The sequence below is a fragment of the Tenacibaculum larymnensis genome (genome assembly GCF_028829235.1).
In the GTDB taxonomy this organism is placed as follows: Bacteria; Bacteroidota; Bacteroidia; order Flavobacteriales; family Flavobacteriaceae; genus Polaribacter; species Polaribacter larymnensis.
Genome location: NZ_JAIWJY010000008.1, coordinates 20,503 through 45,091 on the forward strand (window position 1 = coordinate 20,503; position 24,589 = coordinate 45,091).

The 24,589-nt window shown below is 31.4% G+C and carries 24 protein-coding genes; 17 read left to right on the forward strand and 7 right to left on the reverse strand.

The annotated features are described in order from the left end of the window. Positions 1-23: 23 nt before the first annotated feature. Together LCI24_RS11990 and LCI24_RS11995 are read right to left on the reverse strand one after the other, a co-directional pair. Positions 24-569 (reverse strand): RNA polymerase sigma factor, encoded by a 546-nt coding sequence (locus LCI24_RS11990; RefSeq protein WP_274640587.1) that lies wholly within the window; start codon positions 567-569, stop codon positions 24-26. A gap of 63 nt (positions 570-632) precedes the next feature. Next, positions 633-2,075, reverse strand: a complete 1,443-nt coding sequence (locus LCI24_RS11995; protein WP_099216260.1) for a nicotinate-nucleotide adenylyltransferase — start codon at positions 2,073-2,075, stop codon at positions 633-635. A gap of 81 nt (positions 2,076-2,156) precedes the next feature. Here LCI24_RS11995 and LCI24_RS12000 point away from each other — a divergent pair, with 81 nt between their 5' ends. From LCI24_RS12000 to LCI24_RS12010, 3 genes are all read left to right on the forward strand, one after another. Continuing rightward, positions 2,157-2,933, forward strand: a complete 777-nt coding sequence (locus LCI24_RS12000; RefSeq protein WP_274640588.1) for an MBL fold metallo-hydrolase — start codon at positions 2,157-2,159, stop codon at positions 2,931-2,933. 93 nt (positions 2,934-3,026) lie between these two features. Next, positions 3,027-3,785, forward strand: coding sequence for a peroxide stress protein YaaA (gene yaaA, locus LCI24_RS12005; RefSeq protein WP_274640589.1), 759 nt, complete (start codon positions 3,027-3,029; stop codon positions 3,783-3,785). Further along, the gene (locus LCI24_RS12010; protein ID WP_274640590.1) at positions 3,786-4,424 is read left to right on the forward strand and encodes a SanA/YdcF family protein; all 639 of its coding nucleotides are present in this window, start codon (positions 3,786-3,788) and stop codon (positions 4,422-4,424) included. It begins immediately after the preceding gene. Between the two features lie 6 nt (positions 4,425-4,430). Here LCI24_RS12010 and LCI24_RS12015 read toward each other — a convergent pair whose 3' ends face one another. Both LCI24_RS12015 and LCI24_RS12020 read right to left on the reverse strand, forming a co-directional pair. Further along, on the reverse strand, positions 4,431-5,855 hold the full coding sequence (locus tag LCI24_RS12015) for an L-serine ammonia-lyase (RefSeq protein WP_274640591.1): 1,425 nt from the start codon (positions 5,853-5,855) through the stop codon (positions 4,431-4,433). 89 nt (positions 5,856-5,944) lie between these two features. Beyond that, positions 5,945-6,286: a DUF2853 family protein gene (locus LCI24_RS12020; RefSeq protein ID WP_274640592.1), complete on the reverse strand. Its 342-nt coding sequence runs from the start codon at positions 6,284-6,286 to the stop codon at positions 5,945-5,947. Between the two features lie 194 nt (positions 6,287-6,480). Between LCI24_RS12020 and LCI24_RS12025 the strand changes: the two genes are divergently transcribed. After that, a complete protein-coding gene (locus LCI24_RS12025) occupies positions 6,481-7,851 on the forward strand; it encodes a tetratricopeptide repeat protein (protein ID WP_274640593.1) in 1,371 nt (456 codons plus the stop codon). Positions 7,852-7,888: 37 nt separating this feature from the next. Here LCI24_RS12025 and LCI24_RS12030 read toward each other — a convergent pair whose 3' ends face one another. Further along, positions 7,889-9,616 (reverse strand): sodium:solute symporter family protein, encoded by a 1,728-nt coding sequence (locus tag LCI24_RS12030; RefSeq protein ID WP_274640594.1) that lies wholly within the window; start codon positions 9,614-9,616, stop codon positions 7,889-7,891. 130 nt (positions 9,617-9,746) lie between these two features. Here LCI24_RS12030 and pfkA point away from each other — a divergent pair, with 130 nt between their 5' ends. The 3 genes from pfkA to LCI24_RS12045 all read left to right on the forward strand — a co-directional run bounded on the left by pfkA (position 9,747) and on the right by LCI24_RS12045 (position 12,175). Continuing rightward, positions 9,747-10,730, forward strand: coding sequence for a 6-phosphofructokinase (gene pfkA, locus LCI24_RS12035; protein WP_028891044.1), 984 nt, complete (start codon positions 9,747-9,749; stop codon positions 10,728-10,730). 23 nt (positions 10,731-10,753) lie between these two features. Beyond that, the gene (gene gap, locus LCI24_RS12040) at positions 10,754-11,746 is read left to right on the forward strand and encodes a type I glyceraldehyde-3-phosphate dehydrogenase (RefSeq protein WP_274640595.1); all 993 of its coding nucleotides are present in this window, start codon (positions 10,754-10,756) and stop codon (positions 11,744-11,746) included. Between the two features lie 66 nt (positions 11,747-11,812). After that, complete coding sequence (locus LCI24_RS12045; protein WP_099216252.1) at positions 11,813-12,175, forward strand: methylglyoxal synthase; 363 nt, start codon at positions 11,813-11,815, stop codon at positions 12,173-12,175. A gap of 56 nt (positions 12,176-12,231) precedes the next feature. On the opposite strand, the gene LCI24_RS12050 is transcribed toward LCI24_RS12045, so the two are convergent. Together LCI24_RS12050 and LCI24_RS12055 are read right to left on the reverse strand one after the other, a co-directional pair. Then, entirely contained in the window at positions 12,232-12,612 is a 381-nt protein-coding gene (locus tag LCI24_RS12050) for a Rid family detoxifying hydrolase (protein WP_274640596.1), read from the reverse strand. A gap of 63 nt (positions 12,613-12,675) precedes the next feature. Continuing rightward, positions 12,676-15,378 carry a putative LPS assembly protein LptD gene (locus LCI24_RS12055; protein ID WP_274640597.1) on the reverse strand — a complete coding sequence of 901 codons (2,703 nt, stop codon included), beginning with the start codon at positions 15,376-15,378 and terminating at the stop codon, positions 12,676-12,678. Positions 15,379-15,472: 94 nt separating this feature from the next. On the opposite strand from LCI24_RS12055, the gene LCI24_RS12060 reads away from it, so the two are divergent. From LCI24_RS12060 to LCI24_RS12105, 10 genes are all read left to right on the forward strand, one after another. Further along, positions 15,473-16,663, forward strand: coding sequence for an N-acetylmuramoyl-L-alanine amidase family protein (locus tag LCI24_RS12060; protein ID WP_274640598.1), 1,191 nt, complete (start codon positions 15,473-15,475; stop codon positions 16,661-16,663). Positions 16,664-16,728: 65 nt separating this feature from the next. Then, positions 16,729-17,694 carry an MlaD family protein gene (locus tag LCI24_RS12065; RefSeq protein ID WP_274640599.1) on the forward strand — a complete coding sequence of 322 codons (966 nt, stop codon included), beginning with the start codon at positions 16,729-16,731 and terminating at the stop codon, positions 17,692-17,694. A gap of 44 nt (positions 17,695-17,738) precedes the next feature. Beyond that, positions 17,739-19,058, forward strand: a complete 1,320-nt coding sequence (locus LCI24_RS12070) for a 4Fe-4S dicluster domain-containing protein (protein WP_274640600.1) — start codon at positions 17,739-17,741, stop codon at positions 19,056-19,058. Between the two features lie 93 nt (positions 19,059-19,151). Continuing rightward, positions 19,152-19,931 carry a (Fe-S)-binding protein gene (locus LCI24_RS12075; RefSeq protein WP_099216248.1) on the forward strand — a complete coding sequence of 260 codons (780 nt, stop codon included), beginning with the start codon at positions 19,152-19,154 and terminating at the stop codon, positions 19,929-19,931. Positions 19,932-20,031: 100 nt separating this feature from the next. Further along, positions 20,032-20,436 carry a hypothetical protein gene (locus tag LCI24_RS12080; protein ID WP_274640601.1) on the forward strand — a complete coding sequence of 135 codons (405 nt, stop codon included), beginning with the start codon at positions 20,032-20,034 and terminating at the stop codon, positions 20,434-20,436. A gap of 88 nt (positions 20,437-20,524) precedes the next feature. Continuing rightward, positions 20,525-21,472 (forward strand): 1,4-dihydroxy-2-naphthoate octaprenyltransferase, encoded by a 948-nt coding sequence (gene menA, locus LCI24_RS12085; RefSeq protein ID WP_275563683.1) that lies wholly within the window; start codon positions 20,525-20,527, stop codon positions 21,470-21,472. Between the two features lie 22 nt (positions 21,473-21,494). Further along, complete coding sequence (locus tag LCI24_RS12090) at positions 21,495-22,313, forward strand: DUF4349 domain-containing protein (RefSeq protein WP_274640602.1); 819 nt, start codon at positions 21,495-21,497, stop codon at positions 22,311-22,313. Positions 22,314-22,317: 4 nt separating this feature from the next. Then, positions 22,318-22,995: a metal-dependent hydrolase gene (locus LCI24_RS12095; protein ID WP_274640603.1), complete on the forward strand. Its 678-nt coding sequence runs from the start codon at positions 22,318-22,320 to the stop codon at positions 22,993-22,995. Positions 22,996-23,021: 26 nt separating this feature from the next. Further along, complete coding sequence (locus tag LCI24_RS12100) at positions 23,022-23,540, forward strand: SRPBCC family protein (protein WP_274640604.1); 519 nt, start codon at positions 23,022-23,024, stop codon at positions 23,538-23,540. A gap of 11 nt (positions 23,541-23,551) precedes the next feature. After that, the gene (locus tag LCI24_RS12105) at positions 23,552-24,589 is read left to right on the forward strand and encodes an o-succinylbenzoate synthase (protein ID WP_274640605.1); all 1,038 of its coding nucleotides are present in this window, start codon (positions 23,552-23,554) and stop codon (positions 24,587-24,589) included.

Genomic DNA, 24,589 nt, shown 5'->3' on the forward strand with positions numbered 1-24,589 from the left:
AGACTATTGTTTTTGTAAAAGGTTTAATTATAGTTCTTTATAAAATGTTCTATTTTTTTTGCGGCTATATGATACGAGGCTTTTAAAGCCCCAACTGAGGTGTCAAGAATCTCAGAAATTTCTTCATATTTCATAGAGTCAAAGTACTTCATGTTAAATACTAATTGCTGTTTTTGAGGTAACGTAGCAATTGCTTTTTGCAAAATAAGCTGAATTTCATCACCAGAAAACCAATAATCGCTATCTAGAGTAGAGGTTATTTGTAGTTGATAATCAGAAATATGTATGTTTTTTTCTTTAGCTTTTTTATTTATGAAAGTTATAGCTTCATTAGTAGCTATTCTATACATCCAAGAAAATAATTTACTATCTCTTTTAAAGTTATCAATATTTTTAAAGACTTTAATAAATGTGTTTTGTAAAACATCATCAGCGTCTTCATGAGAAATTACAATTTTTCGTATATGCCAATACAATCGCTCTTTATATTGAGATACAAGGCTTTTAAAAGCAATCTCTTTAGTAGTAGATTGCTGTAATTGATCTATAAGTGTAATTTCGTCAATCAACTAAAACTGTTTAGCTGTTAGACTTTAAAGATAATAAAAGGTTTAAAAAGAGGTGTAAAAAGATTACTTAATTCTTTTTGTGCATCCAAATAAACGTTTTTCCTTGATAGTTTCAGAAACTCCTTTAGGAAGCATTTCTTCCCATCCTTCTTCTCCATTTTTTATTTTCTTTAAAACTTTTCTAGAAAAAATATGTAAGATGTTAGGATTGAAATCTTTAATATCAATTAAACGACCATTATTTTTAAAGAACTTATAAAGTTCTTTCATTCTTGGATGTACTTTAAGGTTTTCGCTGGTTATATACTCTCCTGTTTCTTCATTTTTATAAGGATACATATATACCTTTAAATCTCTATAGAAAAGTTTACCAAAAGCTTCTAAAATACCACCACTTAAATCACGGTAGTATTTTTCATCAAAAATTTGAATCAGGTTGTAAACCCCCATGGCAAGTCCCATACGCTCTTTAGTGTATTCACTAAAGTATTCTACTAGCTTGAAGTACTCTTGATAGTTGGTAATCATAACATTTTGACCAAGAGAACATAAAAGTTCAGCTCTATCTAAAAAGTCACGTTCATTAATTTCTCCTTCGGCACGAAGGTTACTCAAGGTAATCTCAAAAATAATTTTTGTCTTTTTTGGGTCTACTTTATTCTCGTCAAAGAATAATTGTTTAGCACGTTCAAACATATCCATATTTACCTTGGTAACAGGTCTGTAGCTACCACGAAGTGCTAAGATATTCTTTTTATAAAGTACTTGTGCTGGTAATAAGTTGTTTCCATCAGGACCAAACATTACAGCATTAGTCATCCCATTTTTAACAAGTTGTAAACTCATTAAACGATTATCAACATACATAAATCGAGGACCAGAGAAATTAATCATATCAATCTCTAAACGGTCTTTATCAATGTTGTCGTAAAAAGATTTTAATAAGTCTTTTGGATTGTCATTTAAGTAGTAAGCTCCATAAATTAAGTTTACACCTAAAACACCTAACGTTTCTTGTTGCTGACGAGCATCAGTTTCTTTAAAACGGAGGTGTAAAACAATTTCGTTGTAATCTTCTAATGGATCTAACTGAAAACGAATACCAACCCAACCATGACCTTTAAATTTTTTAGTAAAGTTAATGGTTGCTACCGTGTTAGCATAACTAAAAAATAATTTATCTGGGTGCTTTTGACGATCAAGACGCTCCTCAATTAAATCCATTTCATGCTTTAGCATCTTTTTTAATCGAGGTTCAGTAACATAACGATTGTCTTTTTCAACTCCATAAATGGCATCAGAAAAGTCTTTGTCGTAAGCACTCATAGCTTTTGCTATTGTACCAGAAGCTCCACCGGCTCTAAAAAAATTACGAACAGTTTCTTGACCAGCTCCAATCTCTGCAAAAGTCCCATATATATGAGCGTTTAAGTTAATCTTTAACGATTTCATTTTGGTAGTTGGTACAGTACTTATCTTTTGATCTCCTTTTAACGTAATTGCCATTTTGTTATTTTTAGTTACGTAGTACAAATGTACTGAAATTACAAACTAACAGACAATTTTTGTTGTATTTTTGTGGTGAAAATGAAGAAAAAAAATCAAGTAAAAATAACTTTTTTAGGAACAGGAACTTCTACTGGAGTTCCAATGATTACAAGTAAACATCCTGTAGCTTTATCTAAAAACCCCAAAGACAAAAGATTACGATCTTCGGTGTTGGTTTCATGGAATGATATTAATTATGTGATTGATTGCGGACCTGATTTTCGTCAGCAAATGATGCGCGAAGAAGTGGCTTCAATAAACGGAATTTTATTTACACATGAACATGCTGATCATATAGCTGGTTTAGATGAAATTCGTCCGTATTGTTTTCAAATAGGTCCAGTACCCATTTATTTAACAGAAAGAGTATTGGGGGTTTTACAAAAGCGATACGATTATATATTTGCAACCGAAAACCGATATCCAAGTGCACCAAGTGTAGCTCCAACCATTATATCACATAAAAAAAGTTTTGAGTTAGATGGGGTAGAGGTAATTCCAATTGAAGTAATGCATGGTAATTTACCAATTCTCGGATATCGTTTTAATAATGTAGCTTATATAACTGATATTAAAACTATTTCTGAAGAGGAGAAAGAAAAACTAAATGATTTAGAAGTTTTAGTTATTACAGGTTTGAGAAGAGAGCCTCATAAAACACACTTTAATTTAGAAGAATCATTAAGGTTTATAAAGGAAGTTAAACCTAAGAAAGCATATCTAACCCATATTAGTGAGCTTTTAGGGTTACATGATGAGGTTGAAATAGAGTTACCTGAGAATGTGTTTTTAGCTTATGATGGATTACAAGTTTAGTATTAAAAATATCAATACTACAATCAATATAAATTACCTGAAGTAATTGATGATTTTAAAATAGCTTCTTATTTTTACTTTAAATTTTACAGCATGAAAATTATTATATCACCAGCAAAATCGTTAGACTTTGAAAACAAAGCTACTACCGATGTATATACACAACCTAGATTTTTAGAACAATCTGAAAAATTAAATAAGAAGTTAAAAACACTATCAAGAAAAAAATTGAGTGAGTTAATGAAGATTTCTGATGATTTAGCAAGTTTAAATTATGACAGAAATCAAGATTGGCAACCTCCTTTTTCTTTAGATAATGCAAAACAAGCAGTGTTTGCATTTACAGGTGAAGTGTATAGAGGGATTGATGCTAATTCAATTTCAGAAGATAAGATTCCTGTTTTACAAGACAAGTTGAGGATTTTATCAGGGTTGTATGGTTTACTAAAACCTTTAGATTTAATTCAACCGTATCGTTTAGAAATGGGAACTAAGTTAAAAGTAGGAAGAAGAGAAAACTTATATAAGTTCTGGGATACTACATTAGCTGAATCACTAAATGAAGAGTTACAAGACGGTGAGTTGTTAATCAACTTAGCAAGCACAGAGTATTTTAAAGCTCTTCCTAAAAAAGCATTAAAAGTACCTATGATAACCCCAGTTTTTAAAGATTTTAAAAATGGACAGTATAAAACGATTATGACTTTTGCTAAAAAAGCAAGGGGATTAATGGTGCGTTACATTATAGACAATAATGTAGAAACTTTAGAAGAGTTGAAAGGTTTTGATGTAGAAGGATATGGCTTTTCTGAAGAAATGTCTACTGAAACAGAACTAGTTTTCACAAGATAAATGAAACGAAAAAAAGTTGCTATCCTTTTTCTTTTAAGTTGTTTATTAATTGTTATTGCTATTTATATATCAAATAAAGTAATAATTAAAAATGTGGAAGAAAAACTATTTAATACTACAGAAACAATTCCTAAAAACAAAGTAGGATTGTTATTAGGTACGGTAAAGTATCTATCTGATGGTAGAGTGAATTTGTACTATCAATTTCGATTGAATGCTGCTGTGGAGTTATACAAAGCAAAGAAGATTGATTTTATTTTAGTAAGTGGTGATAACGGTTCTGAAGGATATGATGAACCAACCGATTTTAAAAATGATTTGATTAAAGAAGGGATTCCTGAGGATAAAATCTATTTAGATTATGCAGGTTTTAGAACTTTAGATTCGGTAGTAAGGATTAAAGAAATTTTCGGGCAGACTTCTGTAACTATTATCTCTCAACAATTCCATAATGAAAGAGCTTTATATTTAGCAAATCATTTTGAGATTGATGCAATAGGTTTTAATGCTAAAGGAGTTTCAGGAAAAAAAGCAATAAAAGTCCAGCTAAGAGAATACTTAGCTAGAGTAAAAGTTTTTATTGATATCCTTTTTAATATAAAACCTAAATTTTTAGGAGAACCAATAGAGATAAAATAGTAGAAATTAACAATCAGCTAATCGTACAGTTACGGCTAAACCTCCTTCTGAAGTTTCTTTATAATTCCTATTCATATCTTTAGCTGTTTCCCACATGGTATCAACTACTTTGTCTAAAGGCACTTTAGATTCTTTTGGGTTTGTTTCTAAAGCTAATTCAGCAGCGTTAATAGCTTTAATGGCTCCCATAGCGTTACGCTCAATACAAGGCACTTGTACTAATCCACCAATAGGATCGCATGTAAGTCCTAAATGATGTTCCATGGCAATTTCAGCAGCAACTAGGCATTGTGACGGGGTTCCGCCTAACAATTCTGTTAATGCAGCAGCGGCCATGGCAGAAGATACACCAATTTCAGCTTGACAACCACCCATAGCTGCAGAAATTGTAGCATTCTTCTTAAAGATACTTCCTATTTCTCCAGCAACAAGTAAGAACTTTTTAACATGTTCAAAAGTAGCATTGTGGTTTTCTATTACTAAGTAATACATTATTACAGCAGGAATAACTCCAGCACTTCCATTAGTAGGAGCGGTAACAACTCTACCTAAAGCAGCATTTACCTCGTTAACAGATAAGGCTAAACAGCTTACCCATTTTAAAATTTCACGAAACTTAACTTCGGTACCTCTAATAGCAGTAATCCATTCTTGTTGATTAGTGTATTGAGCATCTTTAATAAGTTTTTGGTGTGTTTCAAATGCACGTCGCTTTACATTTAATCCTCCAGGTAAAATCCCTTGAGTATGACAACCTATATACATACACTCTAACATTGTACTCCATATACGATGTAACTCTTTATCTATTTCTTCAGCAGAATTAATTACAAGCTCATTTTGGTAAACTATATCAGAAATGTTTAACCCTTCCTTTTCACAATAGGCTTCAAGTTCAGTAGCTCTGTTGATTGGAAATGGAAAATTTTGTTTATTAATTTCAATATCTTCAGCAAGATTATCATCTTCTTGTACAATAAAACCTCCACCAATAGAATAGTATGTTTCCGTAGAAATCTCTACACCGTTAGCAAATCCTCTAAAAGTCATTCCATTGGCATGAAACGGTAAAAACTCTTTGTTGAATGTTACTGAGCCATTAGCAAAAGCAATATTTCTTTCATTATTAAAAAATAAAAGCTCTTTGGTTTGAATATCGCTAATAATAACATCGATAGTTTCAATAGGAATGTATTCCGGATCAGCACCACTTAAACCTAATAAAACAGCTAAATCTGTCGCGTGTCCTTTACCAGTTAAAGAAAGAGAACCATACAAGTCTACTTTTATTTCTTCAATTAAAAGAAATTCATTTGTTTCTTTTAATTTTTGTATCCACTGTTGGGCAGCTCTCCAAGGGCCTAAGGTATGGGAGCTAGAAGGTCCCACCCCAATTTTAAGCATATCAAAAACGCTAATAAATTGCGACATAAATATAAGTTGTTTGTTGGTGGCTAAAATAAAAAAAGTCCTGTACTTAAAACTTAAATACAGGACTTATATTTCTTAAAAGAATATTATTACATTCCGTAAACAGACTCTTTATCAAATTTCTTAACTAGCATGTAGTATACAACTGCACGATACTTATTTCTTTCAGACTTTCCAATTCTCTCCATCACTTCTCCAATAGCCTTATCTAATTCTGGTCCATCAGTTAAACCTAATTTTTTCATTAAAAAGTTTTTCTTAACTGTTTCTAGTTCTTTAGGATCACTACCTGATACTGTTTCAGCATCATTTTTATAAATAGAAGGTCCCAATCCTTTTGTAACAGCAGTTAATAAATCAGTATTAGAACGAATATCTCTATCGTCCATAAATTTTTTATAAAGCGCTACTTTTTCGTCAAATTTACTCATGATTTTTTGTTTAAAATTAGATGTTAATTTTTTGTTCTTTCAAATATAGAAAAATAATTAACTCTTTCAAATAACTTAGTGTTAATAAGAAAGAGAGCTTAGTATTGTTAATTAAATTGTTGAAAAGAAATAAACATATGGGTAAATAGGTACTGTTCTTGTAGTAACTTTATATAAATTCAAATCTGTAGCCTATGTCATTATCAAAATTTGAATCCATGTTGAAAACCAATGAGGTATATTTTTTTGATGCTGTAGAATTTGAAACAATTATAGAGCATTATTTAAATATAGGTAAACAGTCGTTGGCAAAAAAAGCTGTACAGCTAGGTTTGGAGCAGCATCCATCTTCAATTCAATTAAAATTAATGAAAGTAGAAATTTTAATTTTTGAAGATGAATTGCATGAAGCAATTAAAATGCTATCTAATATTGAAGCTGTTGAACCACACAACGATGAGGTATTTATTCAAAAAGCAATTATCTTATCTAAAAAGAAACAACACACAGAAGCAATTGCCATTTTAAAAGAGTCTTTACAATACATAGAAGATCCATCTGATGTTTGGTCTATGATAGGTATGGAATACCTATATCTAGATGATTTTGAAAATGCACGTTTAAACTTTGCTAAATGTATTGAAGTAGATTACGAAGATTATTCATCGTTATATAACATTGTGTATTGTTTTGATATGCAAGATAGTCATGAGGATGCGATAAAATTTTTGAACTCATACTTAGATAAAAATCCTTACTGCGAAGTTGCGTGGCATCAATTAGGAAGGCAATATTTTGAGTTAGGTTTGTTTAAAGAAGCATTAACAGCTTTTGATTATGCAGTATTGATTGATGATAGTTTTATAGGAGGGTATTTAGAGAAAGCTAAATCTTTAGAAGAGTTAAAGAGATATGAGGAAGCTATAGAGAATTATTTAGTAACACTAGAACTAGATGACCCAACAGCTTACGCCTACATAAGAATAGGAGAATGTTACGAAAAACTTGAGAACATACAAACAGCAATACACTTTTATAAAAAAGCTGTACATGAAGATCCTCTTTTAGATAGAGGGTGGATTTTGTTAACGAATGCTTGTTATAATCAAGAAAACTATCAAAAAGCACTGTATTATATTAATAAAGCTATTAATATAGATGAGGCAAACGTTTTGTATTGGAGACGCTATGGCGATATCAATTTAAAACTCAATTTTTACGAAGAGTCTGTTAAAGCTTTTAGAACTTGCTTATCATTAGGAGACAGAGAAATTGAAATATATGTTGCGTTGGCAGACCTTCTATTGTTTTTAGGAGAATTTAATGAAGCTCTTAAAATATTAATTCAAGCAAAGAAAACGTATAAAGAATTTGCAGAAATAGAGTATAGACTTTGTGGGTTATTTATGATTCTTGGTAAAGAGGAGTATAGTGTAACACATTTAAATAACGCTTTAACTATCGATTTTGAGTATCATACAATTGTAAAAGAGTTGTATCCTTCTGTTTTTGAGAACAAAAGAATAAAAAAAATTATATCTAATTACGATAAAGCTGTTCAATAAAGGTTTTTGTGTCTAACATTTGTAAGGATTAATTGTGTTAAGAAACAAACTTCCATATTTTCCTTAAAATTAAAATACAAATTAAGGTGATTATTGAAAGTATTGTAGCAAGAACTATTTCACCATAAATCCAATTTCCAGTGGCGAATAAGAAGCTGTAGACACCTATAGTTCCAGTTATAAATCCTACAATTTTATATCCAACATTTTTAAACTTATAATTATCCTCAAAAATAAGATTATCAAATTTTTCTAAAGTTTTAGCATCGGTAGGTTGTGTTAAAAGGGTTACAATAATCCAGCCTACTGTAGTAACCAAAACACCAATAATTAATTGCCAATACCCCGCAATTTGAATAAATGGAGATTCCATTTTTCCATTGATAAAAAAGAAAACAGCAATTATAAAAGATATAGCCATTGCAGCGATTTCACTATACGGGTTAATTCTACTCCAAAACCAACGTAAAATAAATAACAGTCCAGTTCCTGCACCTATTTGTAGTAGTAAATCAAAAACTCCTTTGGCAGATTGTAAGTAGAAGGAAAAAAGAGCGGCACATAACATTAAAACTACAGTTGATATTCTACCAACTACTACCTTTTGCTTTTCAGAAGCATCTTTATTAATAAATCTGCTATAAAAATCATTTACAACATATGAGCTACCCCAGTTTAATTGAGTAGAAATTGTACTCATAAAAGCAGCGATTAATGAAGTTAATACAATTCCTAATAAACCTGCTGGTAAATAGGTCATCATTGCAGCATAAGCCACATCGTGTCCTTGCATTTCAGTAGTTAAACCAGGAAACGCTTGATTCATACTTTCTAAACTTGGAAAAATAATTAATGAAGCCAAGCCTACAATAATCCATGGCCAAGGACGTAATGCATAATGCGCAAAATTGAAAAATAAAGTAGCCCATGTAGCATTTTTTTCATCTTTAGCGGCTAACATGCGTTGTGCAATATAGCCACCTCCACCAGGCTCAGCTCCAGGGTACCAAGTACTCCACCATTGTACAGCGAAAGGAATAATAAATAAAGTAATTAAAGCTTCTTTGTTTGAAAAATCAGGAAACATTGCTAGTTTATCACTTACGTTTGGGTGCGTTAATAAATTTGAAAGCCCGTCAATTTCTGGTAAACTAACAATATATATAGTGGCCCAAACAGAACCAATCATAGCAATTAAAAACTGAACAAAATCAGTAAGTAACACACCTTTTAATCCACCTAAAGAAGAATAAATAACAACAATTATTGAAGAATACAAAAGTGTCTCTTCTTGTGATATTCCTAATAAAATATTAGCAATTTTAGCTCCAGCCAAACAAACCCCAGCCATTGTAATTACGTTAAAAATTACACCTAAATAAATGGCTCTAAAACCTCTTAAAAAGCTAGCCATTTTACCAGAGTAGCGTAACTCATAAAACTCTAAATCGGTAGTTATACCTGATTTTCTCCATAGTTTAGCATAAAAAAATACGGTAAGCATTCCTGTAAGAAGCATTGCCCACCAAACCCAGTTACCTGAAACACCATTTTTTCTAACCAATTCGGTAACCAATCCAGGAGTATCTGCAGCAAATGTAGTTGCGACCATAGAAACTCCTAATAACCACCATGGCATGTTTCTTCCTGATAAAAAGAATTCAGAACTATTCTTACCTGCTGATTTTGAAGCCCAAAGCCCAATAAGTAATGAAAGAATAAAAAATCCGAAAATGATAATGTAATCAAGAGAGGTTAATAGCATAGTTTGTTTTATTTGTTGGCTAAAAGTAACCAAATAAAATGAAACGTTAAATTTCAATTAAAAAGCAAAAATGAATTTGTTGTTTTTTACTTAAAAATGACTAAAATTGAGTAAATTTGATATTCGTTTTATGAGAAAAATTAAAAAAATAGCAGTGATGACTTCTGGAGGGGATGCTCCAGGAATGAATGCCGCGATACGATCTGTTGTAAGGACTTGCGCCTATTATCGTACGGATTGTATGGGGATTTATAGGGGGTATCAAGGATTGATAGAAGGAGATTTAATTCCTTTGACCGCTAGGAGTGTAAATAATATTATTCATAAAGGAGGAACGATATTAAAATCGGCTCGGTCAAAAGATTTTAGAACTAAAGAAGGAAGACAAAAAGCTTATGAAAGCTTAAAAAAGAATAATGTAGATGCTTTAGTAGTAATTGGAGGTGATGGTTCTTTTACAGGAGGAGTTATTTTTAACAAAGAGTTCAATTTCCCCATTATAGGAATTCCAGGAACAATAGATAATGACATTTCAGGAACAAGTCATACCCTTGGTTATGATACAGCCTTGAATACAGCTGTAGAGGCTATTGATAAGATTAGAGATACAGCTTCTTCTCATAACAGACTTTTCTTTGTTGAGGTTATGGGACGTGATGCTGGATTTATAGCATTAAATGCAGGTGTTGGTGCAGGAGCTGAAGAGATTTTAATTCCTGAAGAAGATTTAGGGTTAGAAAGAATGTTAGAATCATTAAAGAAAAGTAGAAGATCAGGAAAATCATCAAGTATAGTAGTAGTTTCAGAAGGAGATAAAACTGGAAAAAATGTATTTGAACTGGCTGATTATGTAGAGGAAAATTTACCTGAATATGAGGTAAGGGTTTCTGTGCTAGGACATATGCAAAGAGGAGGTTCTCCATCTTGTTTTGATAGAGTTTTAGCAAGTAGGCTAGGTGTAAGTGCTGTTGAATTATTACTTGATGGAAAAACAAATTTGATGGTAGGTTTGAAAGATAATAAAGTAATTTCTACCGATTTAGAAAAAGCAATCAAAGGTCAACATAATATTGATACCGAATTATTACGCGTATCTGATATTATGACCACTTAAACACGAATATAAAATTTAAAATAATGATAAAAATAGGAATTAACGGATTTGGAAGAATTGGTCGATTAGCATTCCGTTCTGCAATGAAAAGAGACAACATTCAAGTTGTGGCTATTAACGATTTGTTAGATGTAGATTATTTAGCCTATTTATTGAAGTATGATTCTGTTCATGGACGTTTTGAAGGAGATGTTGAAGTAAAAGATGGAAACTTAGTTGTAAATGGACAAACAATAAGAATAACTGCGGAAAGAAATCCTGAAAATTTAAAATGGAATGAAGCCGGAGCAGAATATGTAATTGAATCTACAGGTTTCTTTACAGATAAAGATAAGGCAGCAATGCATATTACAGGAGGAGCAAAGAAAGTAATTATTTCAGCGCCTTCTAAAGATGCTAATATGTATGTTATGGGGGTAAACCATAAAGAATTAACAGCTGGTGAAAATATCTTTTCAAATGCTTCGTGTACAACAAATTGTTTAGGGCCATTAACAAAAGTAATTCACGATAACTTTGGGTTAAAAGAAGGTTTGATGACCACGGTTCATGCAGCAACATCAACACAAAACACGGTTGACGGACCTAACAAAAAATGGAGAAGAGGACGTTCAGTAGTTAACAATATTATACCTACATCAACAGGAGCAGCAAAAGCTGTAACAAAGGTTATTCCAGAACTAGAAGGTAAATTAACAGGGATGGCTGTTAGAGTTCCTGTAGCGGATGTTTCTTTGGTTGATTTAACATTTAGAACAGATAAGGCAACTTCGTTAAAAGAAATTTTAGAAACATTAAAAGAGGCTTCAGAAGGTGAATTTAAAGGAATTATAGGGTATACTGAAGATGAGGTAGTGTCACAAGATTTTGTTTCAGAAACAAGAACATCAGTAATTGATGCTGACGCTTGTTTAGAGTTAAACGAAAACTTTTTCAAGGTAATTTCTTGGTACGATAATGAGTTTGGATATGCTACAAAAATTGTAGATTTACTAGAGTATTCAGCTTCTTTATAAAAGCATAAAATATTTTGTAATATTGTATTCCCGCTTTTTGCGGGAATACTTTTTTAAACACTATTTATGGAAATAGCAATTATAGCACATGATGGAATGAAAGCTGAAATGGTTCAGTTTTTAAATGAACACAAAGAAGTTTTACGCCAAAAAAGTGTTCAGTTAATTTCAACGGGAACAACAGGGGAGAAAGCAGAAAAAGCAGGTTTTGAAGTAACCAAATATTTATCAGGACCTATTGGGGGTGATGCACAAATTGCAGGTAGAGTAGCAGAAGGGAAATGTCAAATGGTGTTGTTTTTTAGAGATCCATTAGCAAAACATCCACACGAACCAGATATTTCAATGTTAATGCGTTTGTGTGATGTACATGATGTACCGTTAGCTACAAATCCATCGACAGCGGAATTATTAATAAAAGCGATATAATAAAAAATCCACTTTTTGAAAGTGGATTTTTTATTTATTCATGTTTTGAAATTGTCTTACTTAACAGCAATCATACTAATTTCTACATTTACAAACTTAGGTAAGTTAGCTACTTCAACAGTTTCGCGAGCAGGAGCAGTAGCATCATCAAAATATTCACCATAAACAGCATTAATTTTTGAAAAGTTATGCATATCAGAAATGAAAATTGAAGTCTTAATAACGTTTTCAAAAGTCATTTCAGCAGCAGCTAATACTTCTTTCATGTTTAGCATTACCTGTTTTGTTTCTGCTTCAATAGAATCTAAAACTAATTTACCAGTTTCAGGATTAATTGCTATTTGACCTGAAGTGTATAAAGTATTTCCGCTAAGTACAGCTTGGTTATATGGCCCAATTGGAGCTGGAGCTTTATCAGTTGTGATTATTTTTTTCATTCTTGCTTGAGTTTATAAAGTTGTTTGTTTTGTTAAAAAGGAAAAGTTAGATTTTTCTAACTCCTAGAATAAAACTCTATCTGGTGGTTTGTTTTTATCCCATTTTAAGTCGCTTAATACTGAAGATTTTACTCCAATAAAGAAATTATAAGATGAGTTAACACCAAAAGGAGTCCAGTTAAAGTTGAATCGCCAACTATCTAAATCTCTAGAAAAGTTCAATCTTGTGTATGTAAAAGCGTTGTCTTTGATATCGTAACCAGAAGAAAAACCAACTTTCCATTTTGGCGAAAGTTCAACATCACCACTAAACATTAATGTGTTATTACCAATTTTACTTTCTAAGCCGTTATCTGTATAGCTCATACTATAAGCTAAATTAAGAGTCCAAGGTATTTTAGCTCTGTATAGCTCGGTTTCTTTGGTTTCGCTTTCACCTTTTTTATTACCTCTATTGTTAGGAAAGCCATTGGTGGAGCCTATACCTTCTCCAAAAACATCAGGAGTGTCTTGTGCACCATTACCACTTTTATTATCTGAGTCATCTTTATCATCTTTATTCTTTTCAAAATCTTTACTAGAAATAGAGTAGTTTGCTGTTACACCCAAATTAGTCATTCTAAGAAGACTACCGTTAAATTTATTTATTCTTTGTCCTTTGCTGTTTACTTGGTATGGATCAAAAGTAGCATTCATGTTTAAAGCAAGCTTGTCTTTAAAAAGACGTGTACCAGCATTTGCTCTTACTGGAGACCAACGTAAACTATCGGCAGCTATGTTGTAGCTTGTGCTAAAATTTAAGTTGTTAAGAATCGTGATTTTTTTATCCTCTTCATCACTGTCAGGGTCTTTAGGGGCTACTTTGGCTTCTAAAACATTATTTACCGAAATACCAATAGAGTTTGAAACTCCACTTCCTGGTGTTCCATAAATACCACCTTCAAAAGGAGAATAGGTTAATAAGTCATTAGGATCAGAGCTTTGACGAACTGTTAAATCGTAATCATCAGCAAAATTTGGACGATATCCATATGAAATAGATGGTCTAATCGTATGACGAATGCCTTTTAAACGCCCTTTATTAATGGGGAATACACCATAGATATTTGTAGATAATGAAACTCCAAAGTTATACTCATTATAACGAGTAAAACCACTGATAGTGTCATTAACAGCAGTACCAAAATTACCATCTTTGTTTACCGCAGTTGGATCGTATCGTTTTTTAATTTGATCAAAGTACCAAACATCTTTATAGTTTACGCTAGGTGATAATGTAAAGTATCTAAAAGCTTTTAAACTTGTATTTGTACTTAAGTTATGTTGAATCCCTTTTTTTGCTGTTTTAAACATTTTAGAAGTGAAAAACTCGTCATCAGTAGTGTTAATTTGATATTGACCTTGCATACTATAGTTAAGCCCCATTCGCTGAATAGCATTCTTTTTAACCCCATTTTTACCTGCAAACGGATAAATACGATCCATGTTAAGTTGTAAAGATGGAAGTGTCATGGTAATGGACTCTGTATTGGTATTTTGTGAATGAGTAGCAGTTACGCTAAGGTTAAAAGGAGTACCTACAAAATTTTTATAATATGATATAGATGAACTCAACGTATTATTTAAAAATTGAGAACTATTAAATTCGTTTAAAGACTGACGATAATATTTACTACTTCCTAAATTAACAGAGGCTGAAAAACGTGAATTTGGACTCGATTTAGCATCCTGACTATGACTCCACCTAAGATTAAAATTTGTAGATTTTTGATAGTTGCTTAAACCACGTATACCTTGAATAATATTTTCAAAACGAACGCTAAAATTTCCACTAAACTTATAACGAACATAATAGTTGGAGGAAGCATTTAATCCCCAACTACCATTGGTATATAAATCTCCTAACACCGTTAAATCAAAATAGTCGCTTAAAGCAAAGTAGTATCCTCCATTTTGCATAAAAAAACCTTGATTATTACTCTCTCCCCAAGAAGGAATAATAAAACCAGAGGTTCTTTTATCTGTTAAAGGAAAATAAGCAAAAGGTAAATAAACAGGAGTTGGTACATCTGCCAGTACTAAATTACTACCACCAACAATAATTTTTTTACCAGGAACTAGTTTTGCTTTATTTGTTTGAATATAATAATCTGGAATTTTCTTTTTTGAAGTAGTAAAACGTAACCTTCGCATATATATGGTAGAATCGTTTACCCTTTTTGTTTTCTCTCCGTAAGTAATAATCCCTGCTTGATCAGTTTTAACACCATAAACTAAAGCCTTTTTAGTTTTAAAGTTAAAAAGGATAGAATCTTGTTCAGATTCTTGTCCACCTTGTTTAAACTGAGGTCTCTGATGATATCCTGTACTATCTTTTATACCTTTAGCATATACCATATTGTTTTTGTAATCTAGAATAATAATTCCAGCTTTTAATTCAATATCAGTATAGGTTACTTGGGCTTTATTGTATAAGGTAATAGTTTTGTCTTTGGCGTTTTGTATAGTATAATCTTCAGCATCGTGAGTAATTATACCATCAATTACTTCTTTCGGTTTAATAGAATCGTTAGCAATAGTGTCTCTTTTTTTGTTAATAAGAGCATTATTTTTTAAACCTATTAAGGTGTCTTTAGGACTAGAAAAAATAGAGTCTTTATTAGGTTTTTGAGGAGTAATGCCTTTCTTGCCAAATTCTTGCGCATTACTTAATTGAAAACAAAAAAGATAGAAAGCTAAAAGTATGTAAGTTGGATTTGCTCGCAATATTATTAATACTATTTTTGTGTTATATTTAAAAACTTTGGCGTGCTATTTGAATGCCTATATTTTAAAAACCAAAAATAGTTAAATTTTATTGATGCAATTCTTAAATTTCCGTAAATATAATATCTCCAAATTAAGCTTAATCATTCTAACCTCTTTAACTATTTTATGTGGAGGAATATTATCGGTTTCAGCACAAAAAAAATATACTGTTGTCTTAGATGCAGGGCATGGGGGGAAAGATCCTGGAAACCTAGGAAATGGTTTTAGAGAAAAAAACATAGCATTAAGAGTAGCACTAGATGTAGGTAAAGAGTTGTTAACTTCAAAAGATATAGAAGTATTTTATACTCGTAAAAAAGATGTTTTTATAGAGCTACATAATCGCGCTAAAATAGCAAATGATAAGAAAGCAGATTTATTTGTGTCTATTCACTGTGATGCTTTTAGAAGACCTGATCCGCACGGAGCAAGTACTTTTGTGTTAGGATTGAGTGGAAATAAAGAGAACTTAGAGATTGCTAAGAAAGAGAACTCGGTAATTTTATTAGAGGATAATTATAAGCAGAATTATGATTATGATCCTAATTCACCAGAGTCAGTTATTGGATTGTCAGTACTACAAGAAGAAAACCTTGAAAATAGTTTAGGAATCGCGGGGTTGGTTCAAAATAACTTTGTAGCAATAAAAAGAAATAATAGAAAGGTAAAGCAAGCAAACTTTTTAGTGTTAAGAGAAACTGTTATGCCAAGTGTTTTAATAGAGTTAGGTTTTTTAACTAATAAAAATGAAGGTAAGTATCTAAATTCTAGAAAGGGGCAAATAAGAATGGCCAAGTCAATAGCTCAAGCAATAAAAAAGTATTTTGAGCGATTAAAGCTAAATACGATTAGCGAAACACTAACAGTTAATGCACCGTTGGTTGAAAAAGAAGTTTCAAAACCTGTAATAAAGAAAGAGGAACCTAAAAAAGTAGTTAAAAAAGAAACTTCACCAAAGAAAAAAACTACCGAACCAAAATCAGTATCAACAGATGTTGTATTTAGAATACAAATAGCAGCGTCTAGAAAAAAACTTTCTACAAGTAGTTTTAAAGGGTTAGAAAACGTTGAGTCTTTATTCATAGATGATTACTACAAATATTACTACGGAAATTCACCTAGTTTATCTGGAATAAAGAAGGTTTTGCCTAAGGTAAGAAGTAAAGGGTATAAAGACGCTTGGGTAGTAGCTTTTAAAAATGGAAAGCGAATTTCAATAAAAGAAGCACTGAAAAACCGTTAATTTAGAGGTGTTCTATATTTATACTCCCAAAATTATTATTATTTTCGCTCGTATAAATATATTCTATGTCTAAAGAACTAAAAACAGGAATTGTTGCTGTCGTTGTTATTGCGCTATTTATTTGGGGTTATAACTTCCTAAAAGGACAAGATTTGTTCAGTGCTAATGCAAGGCACTTTTTTGTAGAGTACAATAATATTAATGGTCTTAACGAAGCTAGCTCTGTTACCATTAATGGCTTGAAAGTAGGAAAAGTAGATGAAATTAGATTCAATGATAATCCAGATAAAAAAGGAAACTTAATTGTTAAAATTTCATTAGATACCGACTTTAATTTCTCAAAAAATAGTATTGCTAAGATTTACTCAGCAAGCTTAATGGGAGGTCAAAATTTAGCAATCGTACCTAAATATGATGGAGAAATAGCCAAGTCAGGAGATTATTTAAAAGGAGAGGTCGAGTCAGATATATTTTCATCAGTAGGTGAAAAGTTAAACCCTATTCAAGCAAAACTAGAAAATGTTTTAGTAGGAGCAGATTCTTTGTTAATAGGATTTAATCAAGTATTAGACGAAAAATCTCGTCAAAGTTTAAACAGAAGTATTTTAGGTTTAGAAGGAACTATTTCTGATGTTCGTAAAACATTATCTTCTGTAAATTCATTATTAGCAGATAATAAAGGAAACTTAAATGCTACCTTAGCAAATACCAAAAAGATAACCGACAATTTTTCTAAAGTATCTGATGATTTAGCAAAAGCTAATTTAGGAGAATCAGTAAAAAAACTAGAAGCTACTTTAGCAAATGTTAATGGTTTATTAGCTAAAATGAAGTCAGGAAAAGGAACTCTAGGGAAGTTAATGACTGATGAGAAAATGTATACAAATCTTACTAATGCTTCAAAAGAGTTAGAAGAGCTTCTAAGAGAAATGAAGCTAAACCCAAAACGTTTTGTACACTTCTCATTATTTGGGAAAAAAGCAAAGCCGTATAACGAAGAGAATAATACCAAAAATGTAAGTAATAAATAAGCTTACGTTTTTATAAACCTAACAAACTTAATAATTAAAGAACGATGGAGAAATACGTACCAAACATTTTTTTTGCACTTATCTTAATTGCAGGTATCGGGTATTTTGTAATGAATGTTCGTAAGTTAATACGAAACATCAAATTAGGAAAAGACATTGATAGAACGGATAGAAAACCTGAGCGATGGAAAAACATGGCAAAAATAGCTTTAGGGCAATATAAAATGGTACGACGTCCAGTTTCAGGTATCTTACATATAGTTGTATATGTTGGGTTCATTTTAATTAATATCGAAATGTTAGAAATCGTTATTGATGGATTATTTGGTACACACCGTGTTTTTCAACCAATTATTGGAGATACTCTATACGGGTTCTTGATAGGGAACTTTGAAGTGTTAGCATTACTAGTTTTTGTAGCTGTAACAATTTTTTGGTTCCGTAGAAATATAGAGAAAGTAAAACGTTTTTGGAACAAAGAAATGGAAGGTTGGCCAAAGAATGATGGTAATATTATTCTATATTTTGAAATGGTATTAATGACTTTGTTCTTGGTAATGAATGCAACAGATGTACATTTTCAAGAAGCAGGAGTAGGAAATGTAGTTTCTCAGTTTATAGCACCTTGGTTTGATGGTTTTTCTAATGAATCGTTGCATACTATTGAAAAAACAGCTTGGTGGTTACATATCGTAGGAATTTTAATTTTCTTAAACTATTTATACTACTCTAAGCACTTACATATTTTATTAGCTTTCCCTAACACGTTTTTTGCAAACTTAAACCCTAAAGGGCAGTTTAATAACTTAGAAGCAGTAACGAAGGAAGTAAAAATGATGATGGATCCAGATGCTGACCCGTACGCTATGCCTGAAGAAGGAGAGGATGAAGGAGAACCAGAAAAGTTTGGAGCTTCTGATGTAACTGATTTAAACTGGGTACAGTTAATGAACGCATATACTTGTACCGAGTGTGGACGTTGTACATCATCTTGTCCTGCAAACTTAACAGGAAAAGAATTATCACCACGTGCTATTATGATGAAAACACGTGACCGTTTAGAAGAAGTAGGAAAGAATATTGATGAAAATGGAGGTGAGTTTAAAGATGACGGAAAACAGTTATTAAACGACTATATCACTCCAGAAGAATTATGGGCTTGTACAAGTTGTAATGCTTGTGTACAAGAATGTCCTATTGGTATTGATCCATTATCTATTATTATGGATATGCGTCGTTATTTAGTAATGGAAGAATCAGCAGCTCCACAGGAGTTAAATATGATGATGACCAATATTGAAAATAATGGAGCGCCTTGGCAGTATAGTCAAATGGATAGATTAAACTGGAAAGACGAAGAGTAGTTTTTTACTATTCTATTCCGTAAAAATTAAAAAGTAACCTCTGTTTGAGGTTGTAAACAAAAAAACAGTTCAACAATTAAACGATAAAGAATTATGAACGTACCAACAATGGCAGATATGATGGCTCAAGGAAAACAACCAGAAGTGTTGTTTTGGGTAGGAGCTGCAGGAAGTTATGATGATAGAGCAAAAAAAATAACAAGAGCTTTCGTAAAAATATTACAACAAGCAGGAGTTGATTTTGCAGTATTAGGTACCGAAGAAAGTTCAACAGGAGATGCAGCAAAGCGTGCCGGAAACGAGTTCTTATTTCAAATGCAAGCAGTTACTAACATTGAAGTATTAAATGCTTACGAAGTAAAAACAATTGTTACTTGCGATCCACATTCATTTAATACATTAAAAAATGAATATCCTGGATTAGGAGGAAAGTATAAAGTATATCATCACACTCAATATATTAGCAAGTTAATTAAAGAAGGACGTTTAACCATAGAAGATGAAAACTTAAATGGAAAACGTTTAACATATCACGATCCATGCTATTTAGGACGTGCAAATGATGTATATGAAAGCCCACGTGAATTAATTCGTCGTTTAGGAGTAAAAATGACAGAAATGAAGCGTCATAAGTCAACAGCATTATGTTGTGGTGCTGGAGGAGCACAAATGTTTAAAGAACCAGAAAAAGGTGATAAAGACATTAATGTCTTACGAACAGAAGATGCGTTAGAAACAAACCCACAAATTATTGCTACAGGATGTCCTTACTGTAATACTATGATGACAGACGGTGTAAAATTCAAAGAAAAAGAATCGCAAATACAAGTAAAAGATATTGCAGAGTTAATTGCTGAAGCAAATAACCTTTAGTAAAGAAATATAAAGTTTTCTTAAAAGTGTGTTACGAGAGTAGCACACTTTTTTCTTTATAGTAAGTTTGTTGGAAAATAATTATAAAAAATAAAAAAGAATGAGATACCTTTTTACTTTCCTGTGCTTAGTTTTATTAACATCATGTGATAATACGGATTTATCTATTGATGGAAATGGAGCCTTGGCAACAATAACGTTTAACATTACAAGTACAAGTAATGACAATAATGGAAGAATTAAAACTGTTTTTCTAGAATCAGGTTTTTTTAAGTATGATAACACTACAACAACTAATGTTTTTCCTTATAAGAAATCGTACACAGATGAAATTAATTTTGCAGCTAATTTAGCCTTTGAATATGAAGATAAAGCCACAGATAATTTTAGTGTTTATACAATAACAATGGAAATATTTAGAGATAATATTTTAGTTGACAAAAGAGAATATTTTATAGATAAACCAGGAACAAAAGTAGGTTTTGATGCGGTGGTGAATAAATAAACGGCTCATATACTTTAAGATAAAAGGAAAGCTAAGCTTTCCTTTTTTTATGTCTAAAAAACTTATCTTTGAAAATCATACTATCTCAATGAAAAACTACATAAAAGCAGCACGTTTACGTACCCTACCACTATCAGTTTCAGGAATTATTGTTGGAGCATTTTTAGGATTAAATGAATCTTTTTTGAAAGTGTCTTCAACTCTTCTTGATACAACTATTTATGTTGGAAGAAAAAATATATTGGAGTCTTCTATTTTCTGGTTGGCAATTCTAACCACAATTGGTTTTCAAGTGTTATCTAATTTTGCCAATGATTATGGAGATGGAGTAAAAGGTACGGATAACAAAAGGGAAGGAGAGGCACGAATGGTAGCCTCAGGAGCGATTACTCCAAAACAAATGAAAAATGCAATGATTGTTATAGGAGTAGTTACGACTATTATTGCACTACTACTAATTTATGTTTCCTTTGGAAAAGATAACTTTTTGTATTCAGTAATTTTTTTCGGATTAGGAATCGCTTCAATTGTTGCTGCTATAAAATATACTGTAGGAAAATCGGCTTATGGTTATAGCGGATTCGGAGATGTTTTCGTTTTTATCTTTTTCGGATTGTTAGCAGTAGTTGGAACTTACTTCTTATACACCAAACAGTTAAATTTTACGATTTTTTTACCAGCAATTACAGTTGGACTGTTAAGTACAGCGGTATTGAACTTAAACAATATGCGAGATAGAGAGAATGATGCAATGTCAGGAAAAAATACGCTTGTGGTAAAAATGGGAGCAGAATCTGCAAAAATGTATCATTACTTTCTAATTATAGTGTCTTTTATAGTTGCTTTATTATATACGGTAATCAAGTTTAAATCACCATATCAATTTTTATTTGTTATAGCTTATATTCCCCTACTAAAACACCTATTTTTTGTCTATAAAAATAAAGAAGAAGCTCTATTAGATGGAGAGTTAAAAAAAGTAGCTCTTAGTACCTTTTTATTTTCAATTTTATTCGGATTAGGTCAAATTTTGTAACTTCCCGAGAAAATTTAATACTATGAGAACTATTTTAGTCTTTTTCGGAGCATTTTTATTATTTGTAAGCTGCAATAGCAAAGGAGAGAACCCAAACTCTTATGGAGAACTTAAAACTTCAGGAAATTTTGATATTACTGAAGAGATTGTAGAAGCATCAGAAGTTGCACAAGAGAATAAAGAAGTAGCAATTGAAAGAAAACTTATTAAAACAGGTGACATTTCATTTGAAACAGATGATTTATTAGAGACAAGAAATCACATAGAGCAAGCAGTAAAAAAATATAACGGATACATTTCTGCTGATAACGAATACAAGTCTTCTCAAAATATTACTTCAAATTTAACGGTTCGAATTCCTTCAGAAAGTTTTGATGACTTTTTAAATGAGATTTCATCAAAAGTTGAGAGGTTTGATAATAAGAATATTTCTGTCAACGATGTAACAGAACAATTTCTTGATATACAAGCACGTTTGAAAGTAAAAAAAGAATTAGAACAACGATATAGCGAAATACTTAAAAAGGCTAGTTCAGTAAAAGAAATTTTAGAAGTTGAGCGAGAACTAACAAATGTAAGGTCTGATATTGAATCGATGGAAGGACGTTTAAAATACTTACAAAATCAAGTGTCGTTTTCAACCTTAACAATTAGATTTTATAAAAAAGAAGTAAGTAAAACTTATTCCAAAAGTTTTGGAAGACGTATAGCTGATGCTTTTGGTAATGGAGTAGATAATATAAAGTGGTTTTTTATCGGTTTGGTAAACATTTGGCCATTTATACTTTTAATAGTTTTACTAATTATATTCATTAAAAAACGAATTAAACGAAAAGAATAAATAGATGAAAATCACTTTTTACGGTCACGCATGTTTTGGTATTGAAATTAACGGAACACACGTATTAGTTGACCCTTTTATTACAGGAAACCCATTAGCTACTAATATAAACGTAGATCAAGTAAAAGCAGATTATATATTACTTACACACGCACATCAAGATCATGTGTTAGATGTAGAACGTATTGCAGAAAGAACTGGAGCTATAATTGTTTCAAATTATGAGATTGTAACTTATTATGAAGCAAAAAAACTTAAAGGACATCCAGTAAATCATGGAGGTACTTATACTAACGATACCTTTTCAGCTAAATACGTAAATGCAATTCACACCTCTTCGTTTGCTGATGGAAGCTATGGAGGTCAACCCGGAGGATTCGTAATTTCCGCAGGAGAAAAATCATTATATGTTTCTGGTGATACAGCGGTAACAATGGATATGCAACTAATACCGATGTCAACCAATTTAACAGCTTCTATTTTTCCTTTAGGAGATAATTTTACAATGGGAGTTGATGATGCTATTATAGCAAGTGATTTAGTTATCTGTAATAAGGTGATAGGATGTCACTTTAATACCTTCCCTCCAATAGAAATAGATGTAGAAGAAGCTAAAGAAAAGTTTGCTCAAGCAAAAAAAGAATTGGTGATTTTAGAAATTGGACAAACAATAACTATTTAAGTAAACCTTTTATTTAGGTATTATATATGAAAACAATCAAAATAATTTTAGGAGTTATAACAGTTTTAATTCTTGCATTTTTTTTAACAGGGTTAGTAGTACAAGAAGTTGTTTATACTAATGAAGTAATAGTAAATAAACCAACGGATAAAGTTTTTTCAGATTTTCAAGATGAAGAATTAATGAAAGAATGGATGCCAGAGGTAAAATCAATTGAAACCTTAGAAGAAAAACCAGATAAAGTAGGAAGTAAGTATAAAGTAGTTGTTGAAAACCAAGGGAAATTAGTAACGACGACTGAAGAAGTATTAGCATATAAGCAAAATGAAAAATTAACTCTTTATTTTGATGCAGAAAACATGCTAAAAACAGATGATTATACATTTACTTCAGAAGGAAATAAAACCAAGATACTACAAACTACTACTTGTACTAGTGATTCTTATGTAATGAGTTGCTTATTTCCATACTTTAAAGGATCTTTAAAAAGAATGAGTCAACAATATTTAGATAATTTTAAAAAAGCTTCTGAAGCTCATAATTAAAAAACTTACAATTGATAAAAGCTTCCTACCATAAATATTTGCTGAATTTTAAGCAAGCTAGCGGAACTTCTCGTGGAGTTTTAAGAACCAAAGAAACCTGGTTTTTAATTTTAGAAAATGAAGAAAAGAAAGGTTTTGGAGAATGTGGATTGTTCAGAGGCTTAAGTGCTGATGATAAACCTGATTATGAAGAAAAATTACAATGGGTAAGTAACAATATTAATTTAGGTTTAGAGAAATTGTTACCCGAACTTATTGAGTTCCCGTCGATACAATTCGGATTAGAGCAGGCCTTTTTATCGTTAGAAAGTAAAACACCATTTGAATTATTTCCATCAGATTTCACCAAAGGAAAACAGCAAATTTCCATAAACGGATTAATCTGGATGGGAGATAAAGCTTTTATGCAGCAGCAAATAAAAGATAAGTTGCAACAAGGTTTTACTACTATAAAGATGAAAATTGGAGCGATAGATTTTAATACAGAAATTGAATTATTACAATCTATCCGAAAAGAATTTTCAGTAAAAGAAATAGAGTTACGAGTAGATGCCAATGGAGCATTTTTACCTAAAAACGCTTTAGAGAAATTGCAAAAGCTATCTGAATTGGAATTACATTCTATTGAACAACCTATAAAGCAAGGACAATGGCAGGAAATGGCAAGTTTATGTGAAAAAACTCCATTACCAATAGCCTTAGATGAAGAGTTGATAGGAGTATTTTCTTTCGAAGAAAAAGAAAAATGTATTGCTACAATTCAACCACAATACATTATTTTAAAACCTAGTTTGGTAGGAGGATTTAAAGGAAGTAGCGAATGGATTCAAATAGCATCTAACCATAACGCAGGTAATTGGATAACTAGTGCTTTAGAAAGTAATATAGGGTTAAATGCAATCGCACAATGGACGTACACGTTAAACAATCCATTACCACAAGGGTTAGGAACAGGAAGTTTGTTTACCAATAATTTTGAAAGTCCGTTAGAAGTTTCAAACGGCAGTTTAGGATATAATGTTGATAGAAATTGGAACTTTAATATTTAA